Consider the following 16323-nt stretch of genomic DNA (forward strand, 5'->3'; position numbering starts at 1 on the left):
ACCAGTTCGAGAATAGGTGCCGCGTTCAGTTTCTCCTCTGCCGTGACTGATGATCAGCGGCTGGCGTACTGGAAGACTCGCACACAGAAAACGGCTCAGTCGTCGTCGGACTGTGTCTTCTTCGCGCTGTTCTCGTCGATCACGTCGATCGGAACGCCCGCATCCATGCCGCGCGTTCGGTCAGCATCACCGAAGCCCGCACTCAGTACCCGCGTAAGCGCCTCCTCCACGTCCTCATCTAGCTCAGTGATGCGCTCTGACTGGACCTCGATGACGAATCCGGTCGTAATGTTCGGCGACGTCGGGAGAAAGAGCACCTCTCTGCCGTCTTCGGTGACTTTCCCCGTCTTGAACGCCGTCATCCGGAGGCCGTCCCACACCTCGAGTTTGACCGGCGTCTGGAGCGAATCCTGCTTGCCGAAGGCGGTCTCTGCGGCCATCTTCGATGCGTTGTAAACGACACGCATAACCGGAACCCGGTTTGCGACGTTGTCGACGAGTCGCTCAACCAGACTGCCAAGCGTCGTCCGCATGAGATAGCCGACGGAAAACGTCAGGATCACGAGGACAGTCAGTGCGACGACGACACGAAGGAACTGTGCGAGCTGCTCACGAGTCTGTTCACCGGAGATAAACGGCATCGGCTCGAGCGCCTCCGCCTCGAGAATGAGGCTGGGCGTAATGCCGGCGATGAGGCCGTAGAGCCAGTAGATGACGTAGAGCGTAATGAGGACGGGCCCGAGGACGATCAGGCCGCTCGCAAAGTCCCGCTTCCACGAAGCCATGTCGACTCCCTCTCACTACGGGCTAATGAGCCCTTCCCTTTAGGTCACCACTTCGTCGCTACCGACCCACGATGGCCCGTAGCGCAAACCAGAGGTTCTCCTTTCGCTCCATAACGCGCCGATAGAAGTACGACTTCCAGCGCCCGCCATAGGGGACGTACTGCCAGACCTCGTGCTCCTCGGCGAGGTCGTACTGTGCGTCCTCTCGCACCCCCATCAGCATCTGAACCTCGAAGCCCGTGCCGTACTCCTCGTGGAGTTCGATGGCTCGCTCGATCATCGCCGGATCGTGACTGCCGACCGCCACGCCGTCCTCGAAGTGCTCGAAGGCGTACTCGAGTAGCGCCTCGTATTCCTCGTTGACCCGCTGGGTGTCCGTGTAGGCCACGTCGGCGGGCTCGTCGTACGCGCCCTTGACGAAGCGGACCTTGCCGGGAACGTCGGCGAGCCGTTCGACGTCCTCGCGCGTACGCTTGAGGTTCGCCTGGACGCAGACGCCGACGCCGCCGTCGGCCCACGGGTCCGACGAGGATTGTGAGTCGTCAGAATCCTCGCCGCCGTAGTATTCGCGGGCGAGTTCCTCGTAGGCGTCGAGCGTCGCGTCGGTCGTCGTGTGGTCTTCCATGTCGATCCAGACGAAGACGCCGCGGTCGGCCGCCGTGGCGACGATGCCCTCGAGTTCCTCGCGGAAGACGTCTTCGCCCAGGTCGAGACCGAGCTGGGAGGGTTTGACGGAGATACAGGCGTCGAGATCGGCGTTTGCGATGTCTTCGACGAGCGAGCGGTACTCTGCGGCGTCGTCGCTTGCGGGTGCGCGGTCATCGTAGTGTTCACCGAGCAGATTGACGATTACGTTCACGTTCCGCTGATTGACGGTTCGAACGTGGTCGAGGGCCTCGGCGGGAGACTCCCCGGCGACGAACCGGTTTGCGATCGGCGGGATCATACAGATATCCTCGTCACCCAGTCATAAGGAGTTTAATATCTCTCGCTGCCTGGTTCTCTCTGCTGGCGATTACTCTCTGATTGGTGAACGAATGGGCGCTAGTGCATCGGATTCGTGCCGGACCCATCACCTCGGCGACGCGTTGTGGCGCTCGCGGATTCGCAGTCGAACGAACGTGTGCTCTCATCGCGGGCACGAATCACTGCCGGTTAAGGCGTTTCGGCGCATCGCGGCGAATATGGCAGTACTCGAGACAGTCGTGATCGCGTTCTGGGCGATGTTGCCGGCGTACGTTCCGAACAACGCGGCGGTGCTCGGCGGCGGCGGCCGACCGATCGACGGCGGCCGGACACTGGGCGACGCGCGACTGCTTGGCGACGGCAAGACCTGGCGCGGAACAGCGTCGGGAATCACGGCAGGACTCGTCCTCGCAGGCGTGTTGACCCTTGTCGCCGACGACGTGAGCAGTGCGATTGGCTTTGCTGTACCGACGTTCGAGCCGCTCGCGGCGCTCGGACTCGCTGCCGGTGCGATGCTTGGCGACATCCTCGCCTCGTTCCTGAAGCGCCGCACCGGCCGCCAGCGCGGTGCGATGTTCCCCGGACTCGATCAGCTCGACTTCGTCGTCGTCTCGCTCCCGCTGACGGCGCTGCTCGCGACGGAGTGGTTCTTCACGTGGTTTACGTGGGACGTCATCCTCGTCGTCGTGGTACTGACGCCGATTCTCCACGTGACGACGAACATGATCGCGTACAAACTCGGATTGAAGAACGAACCCTGGTAACGGAACAAATCGAGTACGATACGTTCCCGTTACAGTCCAATTCAAACCTGGGAGCAACTGCCTTACGACGGTGTCGGCGGCAGCATCGCCTCGTCCATCCAGAACGACTTGACGGCCTTCCCGAGCGAGGCGAACTCGCCCGGTCCGTTCGGCTTCGTGAGGTAGGCGTTCGCGCATAGGTCGTAACTCCTGGCGATATCCTCGGTCGCCTCCGAACTCGTTAGCACGATAATAGGTAACGATGCGAGATCGGGGTCGCATCGAACCTCCTCGAGTACCTCGAAGCCGCTCGTTCGAGGTAGGTTGAGATCGAGCAAGACCAGGTCGACGGGAAGTGCTGAGTCGGTGTCGGTCTCGGCGTTCGAGTCCGAATCCGAGTCCGAATCCGAGTCCGAGTCACCCTCACTCTCAGTGTCAGCCCCGTCTCCGACGCGCTCTCGAAGGATAGCAAGCGCTTCGTCACCGTCGCGGGCGGTGTGAAACGTCGTCTCGATATCGACGTCGCGAAACGCTTCCTGCGTGAGTCGGACGTCACCGGGGTTGTCCTCGACTAACAGTATGTGTACCGACTTGCGTGTCGATGGGGAGGAAGATTTCGTACTCACAGGTTACTAGCACAAAATCGGACTAGTCGGTTAAGGCTGTGTACAAACAGCCTTGGTATGTGGGTCGCTCCCGGTCAGTTCCGGGTCGTGGCTACCGTGGATCAGAATCGGTTGAAACCGATCTCTGCCAACCCCAGCCGATCACAGCCGATCACTGGTCGTGAGACCAATCAGGAGCCGAGTTCCGCCCGAAGATCTCCGATAACATCGTCGTAGACGTCGTGAGTCCGCTCAATCTCCATCGGCTCACGGGTCATGCCAAAGAACCCGTGAATCAGGTCGTCGTAGTTGCGATGAACCGTCTCCACGCCGGCGTCGTCGAGTCGGTCCGCGTAGGCCGCCCCGTCGTCTCGCAGCGGATCGAAGCCCGCCGTCACGACCGTTGCCGGCGGCAGTCCGGAGAGATCGTTCGCGAGTCGCGGCATCGCGTAGATGTTCCCCCGATCGAGTTCTCGATCGAAGTAGTGTCCCTCGAACCAGTCCATCTCATCGGTCGTCAGGATGTAGCCCTCGGCGTTCTCTTCGTAGGCATCCGTCCCCTCGACCGGCCCAGTCACTGGATAGAGCAGGAGCTGATAGGCGATGGCCGGCCCATCCTGATCGCGGCTGTAAAGTGCCGTCGCTGCCGCGAGGTTCCCACCAGCACTGTCACCCGCGAGCACGAGTCGGTCCGGGTCTGCGTCGAGCCCCGGTGCCGCATCGGCGGCCCACTCGAGTACGGCGTAGCAATCTTGCAGGCCGGCGGGGAACGGGTGTTCGGGTGCGAGCCGATAGTCGACACTGATGACGGGGTAGCCGGACTCGGAAGCGAGCTTTCGGCAGGTGCCGTCGTGCGTGTCGATGCTGCCGATGACCCAGCCGCCGCCGTGGAAGTAGAGCACGAGCGGCTGGTCACCCCGCTCACCCGCCGGCCGTGGTTCGTAGACCCGGATCGGAACCTCGCCGTCCGGCCCGTCGATTGTCCGATCTGAGACGGACTCGAGTTCGATCGCTGGCTCGACGTCTCGCAGTTCGGCCATCAGCTGGCGGGCCGTTTCGACGGACACCTCGGTGAACGACGGTGCGTCGAAGGAATTGTAGAGGTCGAGGACGGCCTGGGCGTCGGGGTGAGGTTCGGCTGCGCGCATGGTGTCAACAGGGAGTACAGTATGGCCTCCCAAAAAGATACGTCGCGGTCGCGGCGTCGGCGACTCGGTTCCACACCGCTTATTTCGGTTCGTCTCGCCACTACGAGCAATGACGGGCGATACCCAGACTGAGGCCCAGACCCAGACACTCATCGACGCGCTTCGCGACGCCGACGCCGTCCAGTTCGGCGAGTTCGAGCTCGCCCACGGTGGCACCAGCGAGTACTACGTCGACAAGTACCGCTTCGAAACCGACCCCGACTGCCTCGAAACCGTCGCCGAGGCCTTCGCGGACCGCATCGACTCCGACGACAAACTCGCCGGCGTCGCTCTCGGTGCTGTCCCGCTCGCCGCTGCGACCAGCGTCGTCGCCGGCGCACCCTACGTCATCGCGCGCAAACAGCGCAAGGAGTACGGCACGGCCAACCTGATCGAGGGCGAACTCGAGGAGGGTGAGGAAGTGGTGGTACTCGAGGACATCGTGACGACGGGGACGAGTCTGGTCGATGCGATCGAATCGCTTCGGGAGGCGGGCGCGACGGTCGACCGCGCGCTGGTGGTCGTCGACCGCGAGGAGGGCGGCCGCGAGAACGTCGAAGATGCAGACGTCGAGATGGAGGCACTGGTGACGGCGAGTGAGTTGCTGGCTGATCAGGACTGAGGTAGCGGAGGAACTCGACGAACTATAGTAGCCACTGCAAGTCACTGCACACCTGATCGCCAGCCTGCTCGGCGATCAGTGTGTAACTAGTTGCAGTTGTTCCTATAGTGACCTGTTGTGGAATCGACGTGCTACCGACCGGCTACGCGTCCCGTTTGGCCTTGTACCGACGGTAGATCCCCACCGAGAGGACCAACGCTCCCACTCCAGCGACTGCGAGTGATCCACCGACGACCCACTGGCCACGGAATCCGACCAGCATCGCACCGAGACTCGCTGCGAAGATTCCGCCGTGAACGAGGACCCCGACGGTGACGAACGCAAGCAATGTCGACCGATCGATCGACTCGAACGTACTCGCAATGTCCTCATCGGCTTCTCCGCCTCCGGTGGAGCCGTCGCCGAAGGGATCGTCGAGCGAGTCATCCCCAAACGGGTCCTCGAACGGATCGTCGTCTGATGGGTCCAACACGTTGATTTGTTGGCGAGGTGGACTCAAAACCGTTCGGCTGTCGTTTCTATCACTCAGTCCACCATTGGTTCCGGCTCATTCCGTTCTGTCTGCCCGGTTTCGTTTCGATCCCGTGTCCGTCGGAGCCCCCTCATCACAATGTTTTTATCCTGCACCGGACAAACCGTAGCTACGATGGTAGGTGTCCGCTTTACAGGGGCTTTCGCCCGCTTCTAACCCTCACCTACCGCTCGCTGTGTCGGCCGCGACCCACAGCAGAGCGGCAGACGTGCACGCCGCACACGGCCACGAACTCGGACTCGGAAACGGACGCGGACGCGGACGCGGTCAGGCGGACACCGATCCGAACTTCTCGCAGGGCCACCACCAACAGAAGTTCACCAGTCACAACCAGCCAGAGCCATGTCAGAATCAGACCCACAATCAGAGCCAGCACAGCTAACGGTCGTCCTCCCGGACGGCTCCGAACTCCACGTCGACGAGGGCGCAACGGTCGAAGACTGCGCCTACGAAATCGGCCCCGGCCTCGGCCGCGACACCGTCGCCGGCAAACTCGATGGCGACCTCGTCGCCAAGGAGCAACCCGCCTACGATGGTGCCGAACTCGAGATCATCACGGACCAGTCAGAAGAGTACCTCGCCGTCATGCGTCACTCGGCCTCCCACTGTCTCGCACAGGCAGTCGAGCGCCACTACGACGACGTCGACCTCGCCATCGGCCCGCCGACGGACGAGGGCTTTTACTACGACTTCGACAACCTCGACATCGACGAGGACGACCTCGCGGCACTCGAGTCCGAAATCGCAGACATCGTCGACGAGGACTACGAGATCGAGCGTGAGGAAGTCTCGATCGAGGAGGCTGAAGAGCGTCTCGCGGACGAGCCCTACAAGCTCGAACTCCTCTCCGAGTTCGCCGACGAGAACGAGCAGGTCACCTTCTACACGCAGGGCGAGTGGGAGGACCTCTGTGCGGGACCTCACGTCGATTCCACGGGTGAGATCGGCCCCGTCAAGCTCCTAGAAATTGCTGGCGCCTACTGGCGCGGCGACGAGGAGAACCCGATGCAGACGCGCATCTACGGCACCGCGTTCGAAGACGAGAGCGATCTCGAAAACTTCCTCGAACGAAAACAGGAGGCCGAAAAGCGCGACCACCGCCGCATCGGCAACGAGATGAACCTGTTCTCGATTCAGGACGTAACTGGTCCCGGCCTGCCGCTGTACCACCCGCCGGGGAAGACGGTCCTGAAGGAACTCGAGGACTTCGTCGAGGACCTGAACAAAGATGCGGGCTATGACTACGTCGAGACGCCCCACGTCTTCAAGACGGATCTCTGGCACCGCTCGGGCCACTACGAGAACTATCAGGACGATATGTTCATCTTCAACGTCGGCGACGACGAGTTCGGTCTGAAGCCGATGAACTGCCCCGGCCACGCCGCCATCTTCCAGGATCAGTCCTGGAGCTACCGCGACCTGCCGATCCGCTACGCCGAGAACGGCAAAGTGTATCGAAAGGAACAGCGCGGCGAGCTCTCCGGTCTCTCTCGCGTCTGGGCCTTTACGATCGACGACGGCCACCTGTTCATCCGCCCCGACCAGATCGAACAGGAAGTCGAGGAGATCATGGACATGATCATCGACGTGCTCGAGACGTTCGATCTCGAGTACGAGATGGCACTCGCCACGCGCCCCGAGAAATCCGTCGGCAGCGACGAGATCTGGGAGCACGCAGAGGAACAACTCGAGACCGTCCTCGAAAAGCGCAATCTCGAGTACGATATCGAGGAGGGCGACGGTGCGTTCTACGGGCCGAAAATCGACTTCGCGTTCGAGGACGCCATCGGTCGCGCGTGGGACGGGCCGACGGTCCAGTTGGACTTCAACATGCCAGACCGCTTCGACCTCTCCTACGTCGGCGAGGACAACGAGGAGCACGAGCCGGTGATGATCCACCGCGCGCTCTACGGCAGCTACGAGCGGTTCTTCATGATGCTCATCGAGCACTACGAGGGCAAGTTCCCGTTCTGGCTCGCGCCGGAGCAGGTCCGCGTCCTCCCGATTTCGGACGCGAACCTGGGCTACGCCTACCAGGTCGCAAACGAGTTCGATGACTTCCGCGTCGAGGTCGACGACCGCGACAGCACCCTCGAGCGAAAGATCCGCGCGGCCCACGACGACCGGGTGCCGTACCAGATCATCGTCGGCGACAACGAGGAAGAAGACGGCAACATCTCGGTCCGCGACCGCTTCGAGGACCAGGAGTACGACGTCGAAATCGAGGACTTCCACGACCATCTCGTTGCCGAACGCGACGAGCAGCGCTCCGAGCCGGACTTCCTGCAGGACTGAGACGGGCTGCTGTCGCGGTCTCACTCCGTGAGTGTGGACTCCCGATCTCGTGCGCCAATGAGTTCGCGAATCGTTTCCACCCCGACGAACCGCGGCACGCGTTCGGCGTAGTGTTCGTACTCCCTGCCGTACTGCTTTCGGAGCCACGGCTCTTCGGCGAAGGGAAGTGTTAGCCACCAGCCGACGTAGATCACACAGAGGACGGCGACCAGCACCGAGTTCGCGAGCAGTGCAAAGCCGACGCTCGCAACGACGTAGCCAACGTACTGCGGATTTCGAGAATAGCGGTACCAGCCACCCGTTCGCAGTTCACCGGTCAATCCCGCGGTCTCCTCGCGACCCAGATCGAATCCGGATGCGATAGCCACGACGAATCCAGAACCGAACAGCACCAGGCCGACGAGCAACGACGGCAGCCGCGGCAGTCCGAGGCTGTTCCAGTCCAGCAGCGCGACGATCAGTACACTCACCGTAAATACCTGTGAGAGCGTCCACTGTGCATAGAATCGCCAGTCGCGCTCACCGGGCGGCCAGTAGTTCGTGGCACCGACTGCGCTGGCGACGACGCCGACGAAGTTGATGAGCAACGCACTCCCGCCAACAACGAAGACGATTGTCGATAGCGACTCGAGTGAACTCGATTCCATCATGGGTGGCGATTCTGCCGGCCAGGCCCTCGACGTTCTCACGGACACACTAGTGTATTTATAAGCGACCGTGCCAACCTCGAGCAGACACCGATGAAGTACCTCGACGTGTGCCTCTCCCAGCCCGACTGGATGCTCCACCCGATGCAGCGGTTCATCAGAGACACTGACGCAGTTCGGTACGAAGAACTCCAGGCCTGGAACGTCGACGCCCGAGATCCAACCCTCGAGTACGAACTGTTCTACGTCGAGGCGGATCGTGAGCCCTACGAGACAGCACTCGAGAGCGTCGACTCGATTCGCTGGTACGACCTGACGACTGTCGATGACGACGCCTTTTACCTCTACGTCTGTCAGGAAACGCGTGATGAGGACGTTCGCTGGCGAGAGGCGCTTACCGCTCTGGATCTCGTCATCGTGCCACCGATAGCATACGACTCGACAGCCGCCTTCTCGGTAACAGTCGTCGGCACCAGCGAGAACTTGCAGACGATGCTCGAAATGCTTCCCGACGAGATCGATGTCGCTGTACGCGCGATCGGCGAGTACGACCGTCGGCATGCTCCCCTCGTTGCCGACCTCACCGACCGTCAACTCGAGGCCATCACAACTGCAGTCGACGCCGGCTACTTCGAAGTCCCGCGTGAGGCCGGCGTTGCTGAGGTCGCCGACGAATTGGGCTGTGCCTCGAGTACGGCGTCGCGACTACTCCAGAAGGCGCAGGCACGTGTGATGCGGCGTCTGGTGCGGCGATACGGTCGAAAATGGTCGATCAATGGTTCGTCCATCCGTTCTCTCTAACGGTCGGTTTCATTTCTCCCTCGAAAGCCCACGTTCGTGATGGTCTCTCACTCACGAAGAGATCGAAATCCCCATAGTTGCGGAATCGTGCATATCTATATGAACCGAGCCGAGAAGGCCGCCCTCCAGCTGCGGGCGGTCGACGTCTTGCGGATGCTGAAGGAGACGCGAACCTACGACGAACTCGCCGAGACGACGGGTTTGCCCGCGGGTGACCTCAACCGATACGTCAACGGCCACGTCCTCCCCGGCACCGAACGCGCCCGTGAGGTCGTCGACGACATCGGTCGCGAGGCCATCGCGGACGAACTCAACGCCCGCATTCGCGTCGACGATGAGGGGTACGTCGACAACTCCGGCACCGTCTTCGATCAGTCGTTCCTCGATCTCGTTGCACCCGTCGTCGCCAACGGCTTCGAGTTCGACCGACCGGACGTCGTCCTCACCGCCGCGACGGACGGGATCACACTCGCTGCCTCGCTCGCGAGCTACTACGGCACTCGCTGTGCCTACGCGAAGAAAAGCAAGGAAACCGCCGTCGAGGAGTTCATCGAGGCCCGCCAGCGCCTCCAGTCCGGTATCGAACTCACCTACTATCTTCCCGCCTCTGCCGTCGACGCTGGTGACTCTGTCCTCGTCGTGGACGACCTCATCCGGTCGGGTGAGACCCAGGAACTGCTCCTCGATATCGTCGAAACCTCCGAGGCGGAGGTCGCTGGCGTCTTCGCGCTCATCGCCGCCGGCGATGACGGAATCGAACGCGCACGCGAACGAACCGACGCACCGGTTGGCGCGCTGACGACCGTCTAACATCTATTCGCTGTTCCCGTCGCTACGCCCACGCCCCGTCTACTCGACTATGCGTTCTCGCGTCGCCGTTTCACACCGCCGTCGAGTACCTGCTCACGGTCTCGTCCGTGTGGATCCGGGTGGTCCCAATCGTGGCAGTCTACGTCCCGAGTGGCACGCTCGCGTTCGACGTAGGCACTAAGCGTTCGTGTGAGGGACGGAGACGCGGGCACAGCAGTCGGCGTAGCTGTCTCAGAACGGCTGCTCAGTGCCTGCGTCGACGAGAACTGGTGGGACGACTTATCGGACGATCGTCACCGGTACCGGCGACCGCCGTGCAACGTTCTCGGCCACGCTGCCAAGCAGAATCCGGCTCGCACCTGTTCGGCCGTGACTACCGAGTGCAATGTGGTCGACGTCGTTCTCCTCGGCGTAGTTCACGATCGAGCGCGAGATGCCGCCGACGACGCGGTCGGTCTGGACCTCGACCCCGTGCGTCTCTGCCTGTTCGCGGGCCGACTCGAGTAACTCGTCGGCACGATTCTCGTGGTGTTTCTGAATCTCTTCGTAGTTCGCCATCGCACCACCTTCGATCCCTGTTGCGGCGTAGAAGTCGCCCGGGTCGATGACGTGCAGTGCCGTAATCGTCGCGTCGGGGTACTCCTGGCAGGCGAACTCGAGTGCCTCGGTCGCGCGGTCGGACTCGTCGATTGGGACGAGGACGTGTTGTGGCATAGTGGCCACTACGGCTGACTGCGATTTAAACTCCGGGCCGTCCTCTCGGGTGGTGGGATGCCCGAGTGGGTTCGTGTTCCAGTGGAGTGGCTGAAGTGGCTGCCCGTCGTATGCCGGTCAGACCGTTGCAGTGACTGTCGCCGTCGCTGTGTGGCTGTAAGATCAACAACGCAAAACTCGAATTCGAGAGGGTCGAGAAATTCGAGAGCTTACTTCGCGCGACCCCGGCCGCCCGTGTTGGACGGTCGGACCTTCTCTGCGCCCTTGCCGCGGTTGTTGAGACCACGGTTGTCCTTGCCGGCGTTGGTGAGCCCACGGAACGCGCGGTTCGTGTGGGCGTCGTCGCAGATCCAGTTCAGGTCGTCGTCGTTCTGGATCGCAGGGTGTTCGGGATCCACGAGGATCACTTCGAACCACTTCTGGCTGCCGTCCTCGCCGACCCAGTAGCTGTTGAGGACGCGCAGGTTGGGGTACTTGCGCGACACGCGCTCTTCACCGATGCGCTGGATGTTCTTGCGCCGCCCGATGCGGTTGACACCCTGGCGCTTGGTTCGGCGACCGGCCTTGAAGCGTTGCTTGCGTGCAGTCCCCTTGCGGACCGACACGCGGGTCACGATGATGCCCTGCTTTGCCTTGTAGCCGAGTTCGCGCGCTTTGTCGAGGCGGGTCGGACGGTCGATGCGCTCGATTGCGCCCTGCTTTCGCCATTCCTGCTTTCGTTGCCACTGCAGTTCCCCGAGCTTACCGTCGTCGGGGTCCTTCCATGCCTCCTTGATGTGGGAGTAGAAGCTTTTTGCCATTGATTGTCACCGCGGGCGTTTCCTGGTTCAATCCGAGCGTCGGATCACATCCCGTCCTGTGGCGGCGTCGAATGTGCCGAACAGGTGCCCGCTGGTGCCCGCGATCCAGCGAGTCAGTTTCACCTATTCAACTCCCGAGTATAAGGGCTTCGAAGCGGGCGGACCATGTTGTGCCGTACCGATGCGGTCAGTCCCGCTGTGACGATCAGGGTGAGTTATGCGATCTCTTTCCGTTCGAGTACTTCGTACTCCCGCGAGAGATCGTCCCACAACTGATCCACCGACTGCATTGACTCGACGTCCGCGAGTCGGTCGTGCAACTGCTTGGCCTCCGCCTCTGAGGCCGTCCCGACGTACACTGCCTCATCGATTACCGTTGCGAGCACGTGCTTTTGGTACTCGAGTGCTGTCTCTGACATCCCGAGTGAACGGATGACACAGTGACTGATAGCTATGAACAGCACTAGACCGTTTCCACAGGACTAACAGGCTGCTAAGTGCCGACGAGTGTGATCAGTCACCCGAACGTACAGCTTGACGCATTGGCCGCCACAAATCCCGAGACGAGACACTGATATTTCACCTACTGAAACGGTTCGGTATCAGAGTAGACCTGGTTTTGTTTGCAGGAGTGTTCTGTACACACGGTAGTCTCTCACCGTTGCTAAGTTCGGTTTGTTCTGATTGTTGTTCCGCTATGGTAACAACTGCAACTCGTTACACGCTGATCGAACTTTCGCGGTTCTCACTCACTTCGTTCGCTCACGGGTCACGCTGTTCCCCGTTCGTTATTCCGCGTTTCTCACTCACTTCGCTCGCTCCGAACCGCGCTCGTTCCGAACCGCGCTGCCGTCATCCGATCAGGTACGCAGTGACTTACAGTGGCTACTATCGTGCTTGCTGTTTACAGACAATCCGGAACTACTCTCGGAGAGACGGGAGAACTAATCGTGGGCCTGACCAGTGTTCGCCCCCACAATATTAATTATTAGCCCCGACTAAACCTGGATATGGTAAGTGTCATAATGGAGGATTATCTTAAAGCGATTTACTATTTGCAGTGGAATAGTAACAGGGCGAGAGTGCGGACATCAGAACTGGCCGCCCACCTCAATGTTACCTCTCCTACTGTCTCGAGTATGTACACAAACCTCTCGGAGAGGGGCCTGATCGAGCACAAAAAATACAAGGGCGCGGTTTTGACGACAGAAGGTGAACAGATCGCGCTGAACGTCCTGCGAAATTACTGGCTTATCGAAGCCTATCTCACGACAGAGTTCGACTACCAGCTAAACGAGGTGGGTGACGAAGCAGACGTATTGGAACACCATCTCAGCGACCGCCTTGCAAACGCCCTCACAGAGACGCTGGGTAGACCAGATAGAACTCTTCACGGTGAGTCGGTCCCACGTCCGTCACTCGAGTCTTCTGCTCTTCATCGGAGCGATTTCCTGGCTCGGGCGGCGAAGAACCGTTCGTCTACACCCGAACAGTGAGTGTTCTGCGGTCGATTCGCAAGTCCTTCCCTACTCCTGGCATTGTTCCGAAACGCAGCGAACCCGTACGTGACAGACATCATCGGGGTCACAGTCTCACAGTCTGTTCTTCTGCGATTGGGGTGTCCTATGGCAGTATTGTCGTCAATGCGCGCGGAGCAACTAGTTACTAAGTTTGAGATATCCAAGGATTAGCCATATCTAATCTAGAAGATTGATACACAATTTATTTTACTTAGCAAATTCGAATATCGCCATGGTCGATGATACGACTATGTCGAATCAGTATGCATTGACGCGGCGATCAGCACTCGCTAGCGCTAGCGGGCTGCTCGTTGGCGTTGCAGGCTGTCTTAGTGGAGACGACAACGAGGTGGACAGTGGTGACGGCGAAGCAGAGTACACTGTCTCCGCTGGATTCTTGGCCCTCTGGGATTTCACACGGCAGATCGCAGGTGAGCACATGAATGTCGTCGATCTGGTGCCCGTTGGCGAGCATGGACACGACTTCAACCCCGGCCCAAGCGTCGTCGCAGATGTCGAGGAGTCTGATGCGTTCGTGTATCTCCGTGATTTCGCGAGTTGGCAAGATGATACGGCAGCCGAACTCGAGAGCGAGGACGACGTTCACGTCATTGAAGCCGCGGAAGGCATCGAATTCTTCGACAGCCCTGCCGAGGACGACGACGAGCACTTCTGGATGGATCCGGTGACCTGCCAGGAAGGGGTCGACAATATCGCGGACGCACTCTCGGAGATCGATCCGGAGAACGCCGACGAGTATGCGGAAAACGCAGCGTCGTTCAACGAGGAACTCCAGGACGTCCACGAAGAGTTCGAGGATATCGTCGATCGTGCTGAGACCAGTGACCTGATCGTTGCAACCCACGACTCCTTCCAGTGGTGGCACGATCGATACGGCCTCGATATCTATTCTCCGATCGGTACCTCGCCGGACAACGAAGCCACACCACAGGAAACCGAAGAGATCGAACGTATCATGGAAGAGAACGACATCGGACATGTCCTCTATGACGTCGGCGAGCCCGATGATCTCGCAAACTATCTCGCTGACGAAACCGATGCCGAAGTGCTCCCAATCTCACCAGTTGAGACGCAGTTGCCGGAGTACGACGAAGCAGATTGGGGGTACGTCGATCACTATCGCGAGGTAAACTTCCCGACACTCGAAGAAGCCCTCGAAGCGAGCCCGAATTAGCGGGAAAGAGCAGAACGGAGAACACACAGACCAAGATATGTCGCTATTGAACCATATATCATGAGTGCCGTAATTCACGCCGAGAACGTTAGTTTCGCCTACGACGATCAGGTTGTCGTAGATGATATCACTCTCTCTGTCACTGAGGGTGACTTCCTGGGGTTGATCGGTCCAAATGGATCGGGTAAGACGACGCTCCTGAAGATTATGCTCGGGTTGCGACAGCCGGATACCGGCTCAGTTGAACTCTTTGGGACACCTGCGTCGGAGTTCACTGACGGTACCCGGCTCGGCTACGTTTCCCAGCAGTCTTCGGAAGCAGATTCGATGATGCCAGTTACCGTCCGTGAAGTGGTCGAGATGGGACGATATCCCCACGTTGGTGTCCGTCGACTGTCGGAAGCGGATCAGAAAATCATCGACGATGCGCTTGCGAAAGTCGAAATTTCGGACCTCGCCGACAGACGGATCAGTCGCCTCTCCGGTGGACAGAAACAGCGGGCATACATCGCTCGCGCCCTCGCCTCCGAGGCTGATCTGTTGGCTCTCGACGAGCCGACGGTCGGCGTTGACGCCGAGTCTGTCGATCAGTTCTACACCCTCCTCGACGAACTCAACAGGAGTGGCATTACGATCGTGTTGATCGAGCACGATCTCGGCATCGTCACCGAACACGCCGATATGATGGCCTGTCTCGACTGCGAATTGTACGAACATTGTGAGACGGCCGAGTTCCTCGAGAGCGATGCGCTCGAACGAGCGTATAGTTCGGCTCGCGTGCTCAAATCGGCCGGATTCGCCACGGGTGACTGAGATGTCGACTGAATGGGTAACAAAGTGGAATCCAACCGTTGGACTACTCGCTGGTATCCCCGTCCTGCTGGTTGGCTTTTACATTTTCGTCTACGTCCTCTTTCCACCGCTCTTCGAGAGTTTTTGGGGAGCGACCTGTGGAACTGTCGACACGTGGCTGGTTTGTAGCGGTTTCCTCCAGCGGGGGTTCACTGCTGGTATCCTCATCGGAATCACCGCTCCGATCGTCGGTGCCTACCTTGTTAACCGCCAGATGGCGTTGATCGGCGAGGCGCTGGCTCACATGGCGTTTGGAGGTGTCGCAATTGGATTGTTCGTCGGTGCTGCGGTTCCGAGTATGGATTATCCTCTCGTCTTCGCACTGATTGCAGCGACGCTCGCTGCGCTCGTGATGCAGTACATCGCGATCAAAACTGATGGCTACGCCGATATTCCGATCGCAATTATGCTCACCGGTGGGTTCGCACTCGGTGTTGCGGTAATCTCCTACGGAGTGACGTTTCACTCGACCGTCGATAGTTATCTCTTCGGCGACATTCTTTTCGTCCCGTTCGAGAACGTCCAGCTGATGGTTGGACTCACGTTGTTGGTAATCGGGGCGATCGCACTGACACACAAGCAACTGTTGTTCATCACGTTCGACCGCGAGGCCGCACGTCTGGCACGAATCAACGTCCGATTCTACGACACACTGCTGATCGTCCTGACCGCACTTGTCGTCGTCGCCGCGATGCAAATTATCGGCGCGATTCTCGTCGCCGGAATGCTCGTTATTCCCGTCGCAGCAGCGATGCAGGTCACGAACAGCTTTAACCGTGGTCTCCTTCTCTCTATTCTTCTTGGACAGGTCGCGGTCTTCGTGGGTATTTTTCTCTCGGCCGAATGGAACATCGCAACCGGTGCGATGATCATCCTCGTTGCGATCGCCCTCTATCTCTGGACGCTCAACGTCACGATCGGTTCGGTTATCATCCTCACCGCACTCTTCGCCTCGCTTGTGAGCTGGAATCTTGCACTCGGTGTTTCCTTCCTCCTCGCTGTCGTTGCTGTCTTCTGTCTGGTTCGGTTCCGCTGATCATCATTTGTCCGAATATTCCTGACCGATATCTCACCGTCCAACTGTCACTCAAACCGCTGCCTATGACCTGAGGGGCCCGCTTTAGCTACGTGAGTTCCACACCTGTTACCGGCCGAACTGGGTGAGAAAGGTGCGTTCTTGGCGGTTGTTTCTCTAGATCACGTCTGCAAGCCCGATTTCATATATCGACGTACGGTGTATCTGTCCCCC

General features: G+C 59.8%; 18 protein-coding genes. 9 read left to right on the plus strand and 9 right to left on the minus strand.

The features are described 5' to 3' along the window. Positions 1-95: 95 nt before the first annotated feature. Positions 96-785 carry a DUF502 domain-containing protein gene (locus NMAG_RS04525; protein WP_004216746.1) on the minus strand — a complete coding sequence of 230 codons (690 nt, stop codon included), beginning with the start codon at positions 783-785 and terminating at the stop codon, positions 96-98. Between the two features lie 58 nt (positions 786-843). Continuing rightward, complete coding sequence (locus NMAG_RS04530) at positions 844-1731, minus strand: proline dehydrogenase family protein (RefSeq protein WP_004216747.1); 888 nt, start codon at positions 1729-1731, stop codon at positions 844-846. Between the two features lie 238 nt (positions 1732-1969). Between NMAG_RS04530 and NMAG_RS04535 the strand changes: the two genes are divergently transcribed. Then, the gene (locus tag NMAG_RS04535; RefSeq protein WP_004216749.1) at positions 1970-2515 is read left to right on the plus strand and encodes a CDP-2,3-bis-(O-geranylgeranyl)-sn-glycerol synthase; all 546 of its coding nucleotides are present in this window, start codon (positions 1970-1972) and stop codon (positions 2513-2515) included. A 62-nt stretch (positions 2516-2577) separates the two neighbouring features. On the opposite strand, the gene NMAG_RS04540 is transcribed toward NMAG_RS04535, so the two are convergent. Both NMAG_RS04540 and NMAG_RS04545 read right to left on the minus strand, forming a co-directional pair. Continuing rightward, positions 2578-3120, minus strand: a complete 543-nt coding sequence (locus NMAG_RS04540) for a response regulator (RefSeq protein ID WP_004216750.1) — start codon at positions 3118-3120, stop codon at positions 2578-2580. A gap of 170 nt (positions 3121-3290) precedes the next feature. Continuing rightward, positions 3291-4247, minus strand: a complete 957-nt coding sequence (locus NMAG_RS04545) for an alpha/beta hydrolase (RefSeq protein ID WP_004216752.1) — start codon at positions 4245-4247, stop codon at positions 3291-3293. Between the two features lie 109 nt (positions 4248-4356). On the opposite strand from NMAG_RS04545, the gene pyrE reads away from it, so the two are divergent. After that, on the plus strand, positions 4357-4908 hold the full coding sequence (gene pyrE, locus NMAG_RS04550; RefSeq protein ID WP_004216753.1) for an orotate phosphoribosyltransferase: 552 nt from the start codon (positions 4357-4359) through the stop codon (positions 4906-4908). A gap of 142 nt (positions 4909-5050) precedes the next feature. Here pyrE and NMAG_RS04555 read toward each other — a convergent pair whose 3' ends face one another. Then, positions 5051-5380 carry a DUF7322 domain-containing protein gene (locus NMAG_RS04555; protein WP_004216755.1) on the minus strand — a complete coding sequence of 110 codons (330 nt, stop codon included), beginning with the start codon at positions 5378-5380 and terminating at the stop codon, positions 5051-5053. 402 nt (positions 5381-5782) lie between these two features. Here NMAG_RS04555 and thrS point away from each other — a divergent pair, with 402 nt between their 5' ends. Further along, positions 5783-7735 (plus strand): threonine--tRNA ligase, encoded by a 1953-nt coding sequence (gene thrS, locus NMAG_RS04560; protein WP_004216756.1) that lies wholly within the window; start codon positions 5783-5785, stop codon positions 7733-7735. Positions 7736-7755: 20 nt separating this feature from the next. On the opposite strand, the gene NMAG_RS04565 is transcribed toward thrS, so the two are convergent. Continuing rightward, on the minus strand, positions 7756-8385 hold the full coding sequence (locus tag NMAG_RS04565) for a methyltransferase family protein (protein ID WP_012996445.1): 630 nt from the start codon (positions 8383-8385) through the stop codon (positions 7756-7758). A gap of 90 nt (positions 8386-8475) precedes the next feature. On the opposite strand from NMAG_RS04565, the gene NMAG_RS04570 reads away from it, so the two are divergent. Then, complete coding sequence (locus tag NMAG_RS04570) at positions 8476-9183, plus strand: helix-turn-helix domain-containing protein (protein ID WP_004216759.1); 708 nt, start codon at positions 8476-8478, stop codon at positions 9181-9183. Between the two features lie 99 nt (positions 9184-9282). Then, on the plus strand, positions 9283-9993 hold the full coding sequence (locus tag NMAG_RS04575; protein ID WP_004216761.1) for a phosphoribosyltransferase family protein: 711 nt from the start codon (positions 9283-9285) through the stop codon (positions 9991-9993). 279 nt (positions 9994-10272) lie between these two features. On the opposite strand, the gene NMAG_RS04580 is transcribed toward NMAG_RS04575, so the two are convergent. From NMAG_RS04580 to NMAG_RS04590, 3 genes are all read right to left on the minus strand, one after another. Next, complete coding sequence (locus NMAG_RS04580) at positions 10273-10707, minus strand: universal stress protein (RefSeq protein WP_004216763.1); 435 nt, start codon at positions 10705-10707, stop codon at positions 10273-10275. Positions 10708-10916: 209 nt separating this feature from the next. Beyond that, the gene (locus NMAG_RS04585) at positions 10917-11507 is read right to left on the minus strand and encodes a 50S ribosomal protein L15e (RefSeq protein WP_004216765.1); all 591 of its coding nucleotides are present in this window, start codon (positions 11505-11507) and stop codon (positions 10917-10919) included. Between the two features lie 215 nt (positions 11508-11722). Then, positions 11723-11926, minus strand: a complete 204-nt coding sequence (locus NMAG_RS04590; RefSeq protein ID WP_004216766.1) for a hypothetical protein — start codon at positions 11924-11926, stop codon at positions 11723-11725. A gap of 606 nt (positions 11927-12532) precedes the next feature. On the opposite strand from NMAG_RS04590, the gene NMAG_RS04595 reads away from it, so the two are divergent. The 4 genes from NMAG_RS04595 (at position 12533) to NMAG_RS04610 (ending at position 16110) form a co-directional block, all read left to right on the plus strand. After that, the gene (locus NMAG_RS04595; protein ID WP_241432090.1) at positions 12533-13003 is read left to right on the plus strand and encodes a metal-dependent transcriptional regulator; all 471 of its coding nucleotides are present in this window, start codon (positions 12533-12535) and stop codon (positions 13001-13003) included. A gap of 256 nt (positions 13004-13259) precedes the next feature. After that, positions 13260-14222: a metal ABC transporter substrate-binding protein gene (locus NMAG_RS04600; protein WP_012996446.1), complete on the plus strand. Its 963-nt coding sequence runs from the start codon at positions 13260-13262 to the stop codon at positions 14220-14222. Positions 14223-14282: 60 nt separating this feature from the next. After that, on the plus strand, positions 14283-15035 hold the full coding sequence (locus NMAG_RS04605; RefSeq protein ID WP_004216771.1) for a metal ABC transporter ATP-binding protein: 753 nt from the start codon (positions 14283-14285) through the stop codon (positions 15033-15035). A 1-nt stretch (position 15036) separates the two neighbouring features. Next, positions 15037-16110 carry a metal ABC transporter permease gene (locus tag NMAG_RS04610; RefSeq protein WP_004216772.1) on the plus strand — a complete coding sequence of 358 codons (1074 nt, stop codon included), beginning with the start codon at positions 15037-15039 and terminating at the stop codon, positions 16108-16110. Positions 16111-16323: the final 213 nt, after the last annotated feature.

It is taken from the genome of Natrialba magadii ATCC 43099 (genome assembly GCF_000025625.1).
Taxonomy (GTDB): Archaea; Halobacteriota; Halobacteria; order Halobacteriales; family Natrialbaceae; genus Natrialba; species Natrialba magadii.

What these genes read in the sequence shown, in the direction of transcription:
- NMAG_RS04545 (WP_004216752.1), bottom strand. Translation starts at nt 4,247, where the DNA reads ATGCGCGCAGCCGAACCTCACCCCGACGCCCAGGCCGTCCTCGACCTC.
- NMAG_RS04600 (WP_012996446.1), top strand. Translation starts at nt 13,260, where the DNA reads ATGGTCGATGATACGACTATGTCGAATCAGTATGCATTGACGCGGCGA.
- pyrE (WP_004216753.1), top strand. Translation starts at nt 4,357, where the DNA reads ATGACGGGCGATACCCAGACTGAGGCCCAGACCCAGACACTCATCGAC.
- NMAG_RS04570 (WP_004216759.1), top strand. Translation starts at nt 8,476, where the DNA reads ATGAAGTACCTCGACGTGTGCCTCTCCCAGCCCGACTGGATGCTCCAC.
- NMAG_RS04605 (WP_004216771.1), top strand. Translation starts at nt 14,283, where the DNA reads ATGAGTGCCGTAATTCACGCCGAGAACGTTAGTTTCGCCTACGACGAT.
- NMAG_RS04535 (WP_004216749.1), top strand. Translation starts at nt 1,970, where the DNA reads ATGGCAGTACTCGAGACAGTCGTGATCGCGTTCTGGGCGATGTTGCCG.
- NMAG_RS04580 (WP_004216763.1), bottom strand. Translation starts at nt 10,707, where the DNA reads ATGCCACAACACGTCCTCGTCCCAATCGACGAGTCCGACCGCGCGACC.
- NMAG_RS04585 (WP_004216765.1), bottom strand. Translation starts at nt 11,507, where the DNA reads ATGGCAAAAAGCTTCTACTCCCACATCAAGGAGGCATGGAAGGACCCC.
- NMAG_RS04575 (WP_004216761.1), top strand. Translation starts at nt 9,283, where the DNA reads ATGAACCGAGCCGAGAAGGCCGCCCTCCAGCTGCGGGCGGTCGACGTC.
- NMAG_RS04530 (WP_004216747.1), bottom strand. Translation starts at nt 1,731, where the DNA reads ATGATCCCGCCGATCGCAAACCGGTTCGTCGCCGGGGAGTCTCCCGCC.
- NMAG_RS04590 (WP_004216766.1), bottom strand. Translation starts at nt 11,926, where the DNA reads ATGTCAGAGACAGCACTCGAGTACCAAAAGCACGTGCTCGCAACGGTA.
- NMAG_RS04595 (WP_241432090.1), top strand. Translation starts at nt 12,533, where the DNA reads ATGGAGGATTATCTTAAAGCGATTTACTATTTGCAGTGGAATAGTAAC.
- NMAG_RS04525 (WP_004216746.1), bottom strand. Translation starts at nt 785, where the DNA reads ATGGCTTCGTGGAAGCGGGACTTTGCGAGCGGCCTGATCGTCCTCGGG.
- NMAG_RS04565 (WP_012996445.1), bottom strand. Translation starts at nt 8,385, where the DNA reads ATGATGGAATCGAGTTCACTCGAGTCGCTATCGACAATCGTCTTCGTT.
- NMAG_RS04610 (WP_004216772.1), top strand. Translation starts at nt 15,037, where the DNA reads ATGTCGACTGAATGGGTAACAAAGTGGAATCCAACCGTTGGACTACTC.
- thrS (WP_004216756.1), top strand. Translation starts at nt 5,783, where the DNA reads ATGTCAGAATCAGACCCACAATCAGAGCCAGCACAGCTAACGGTCGTC.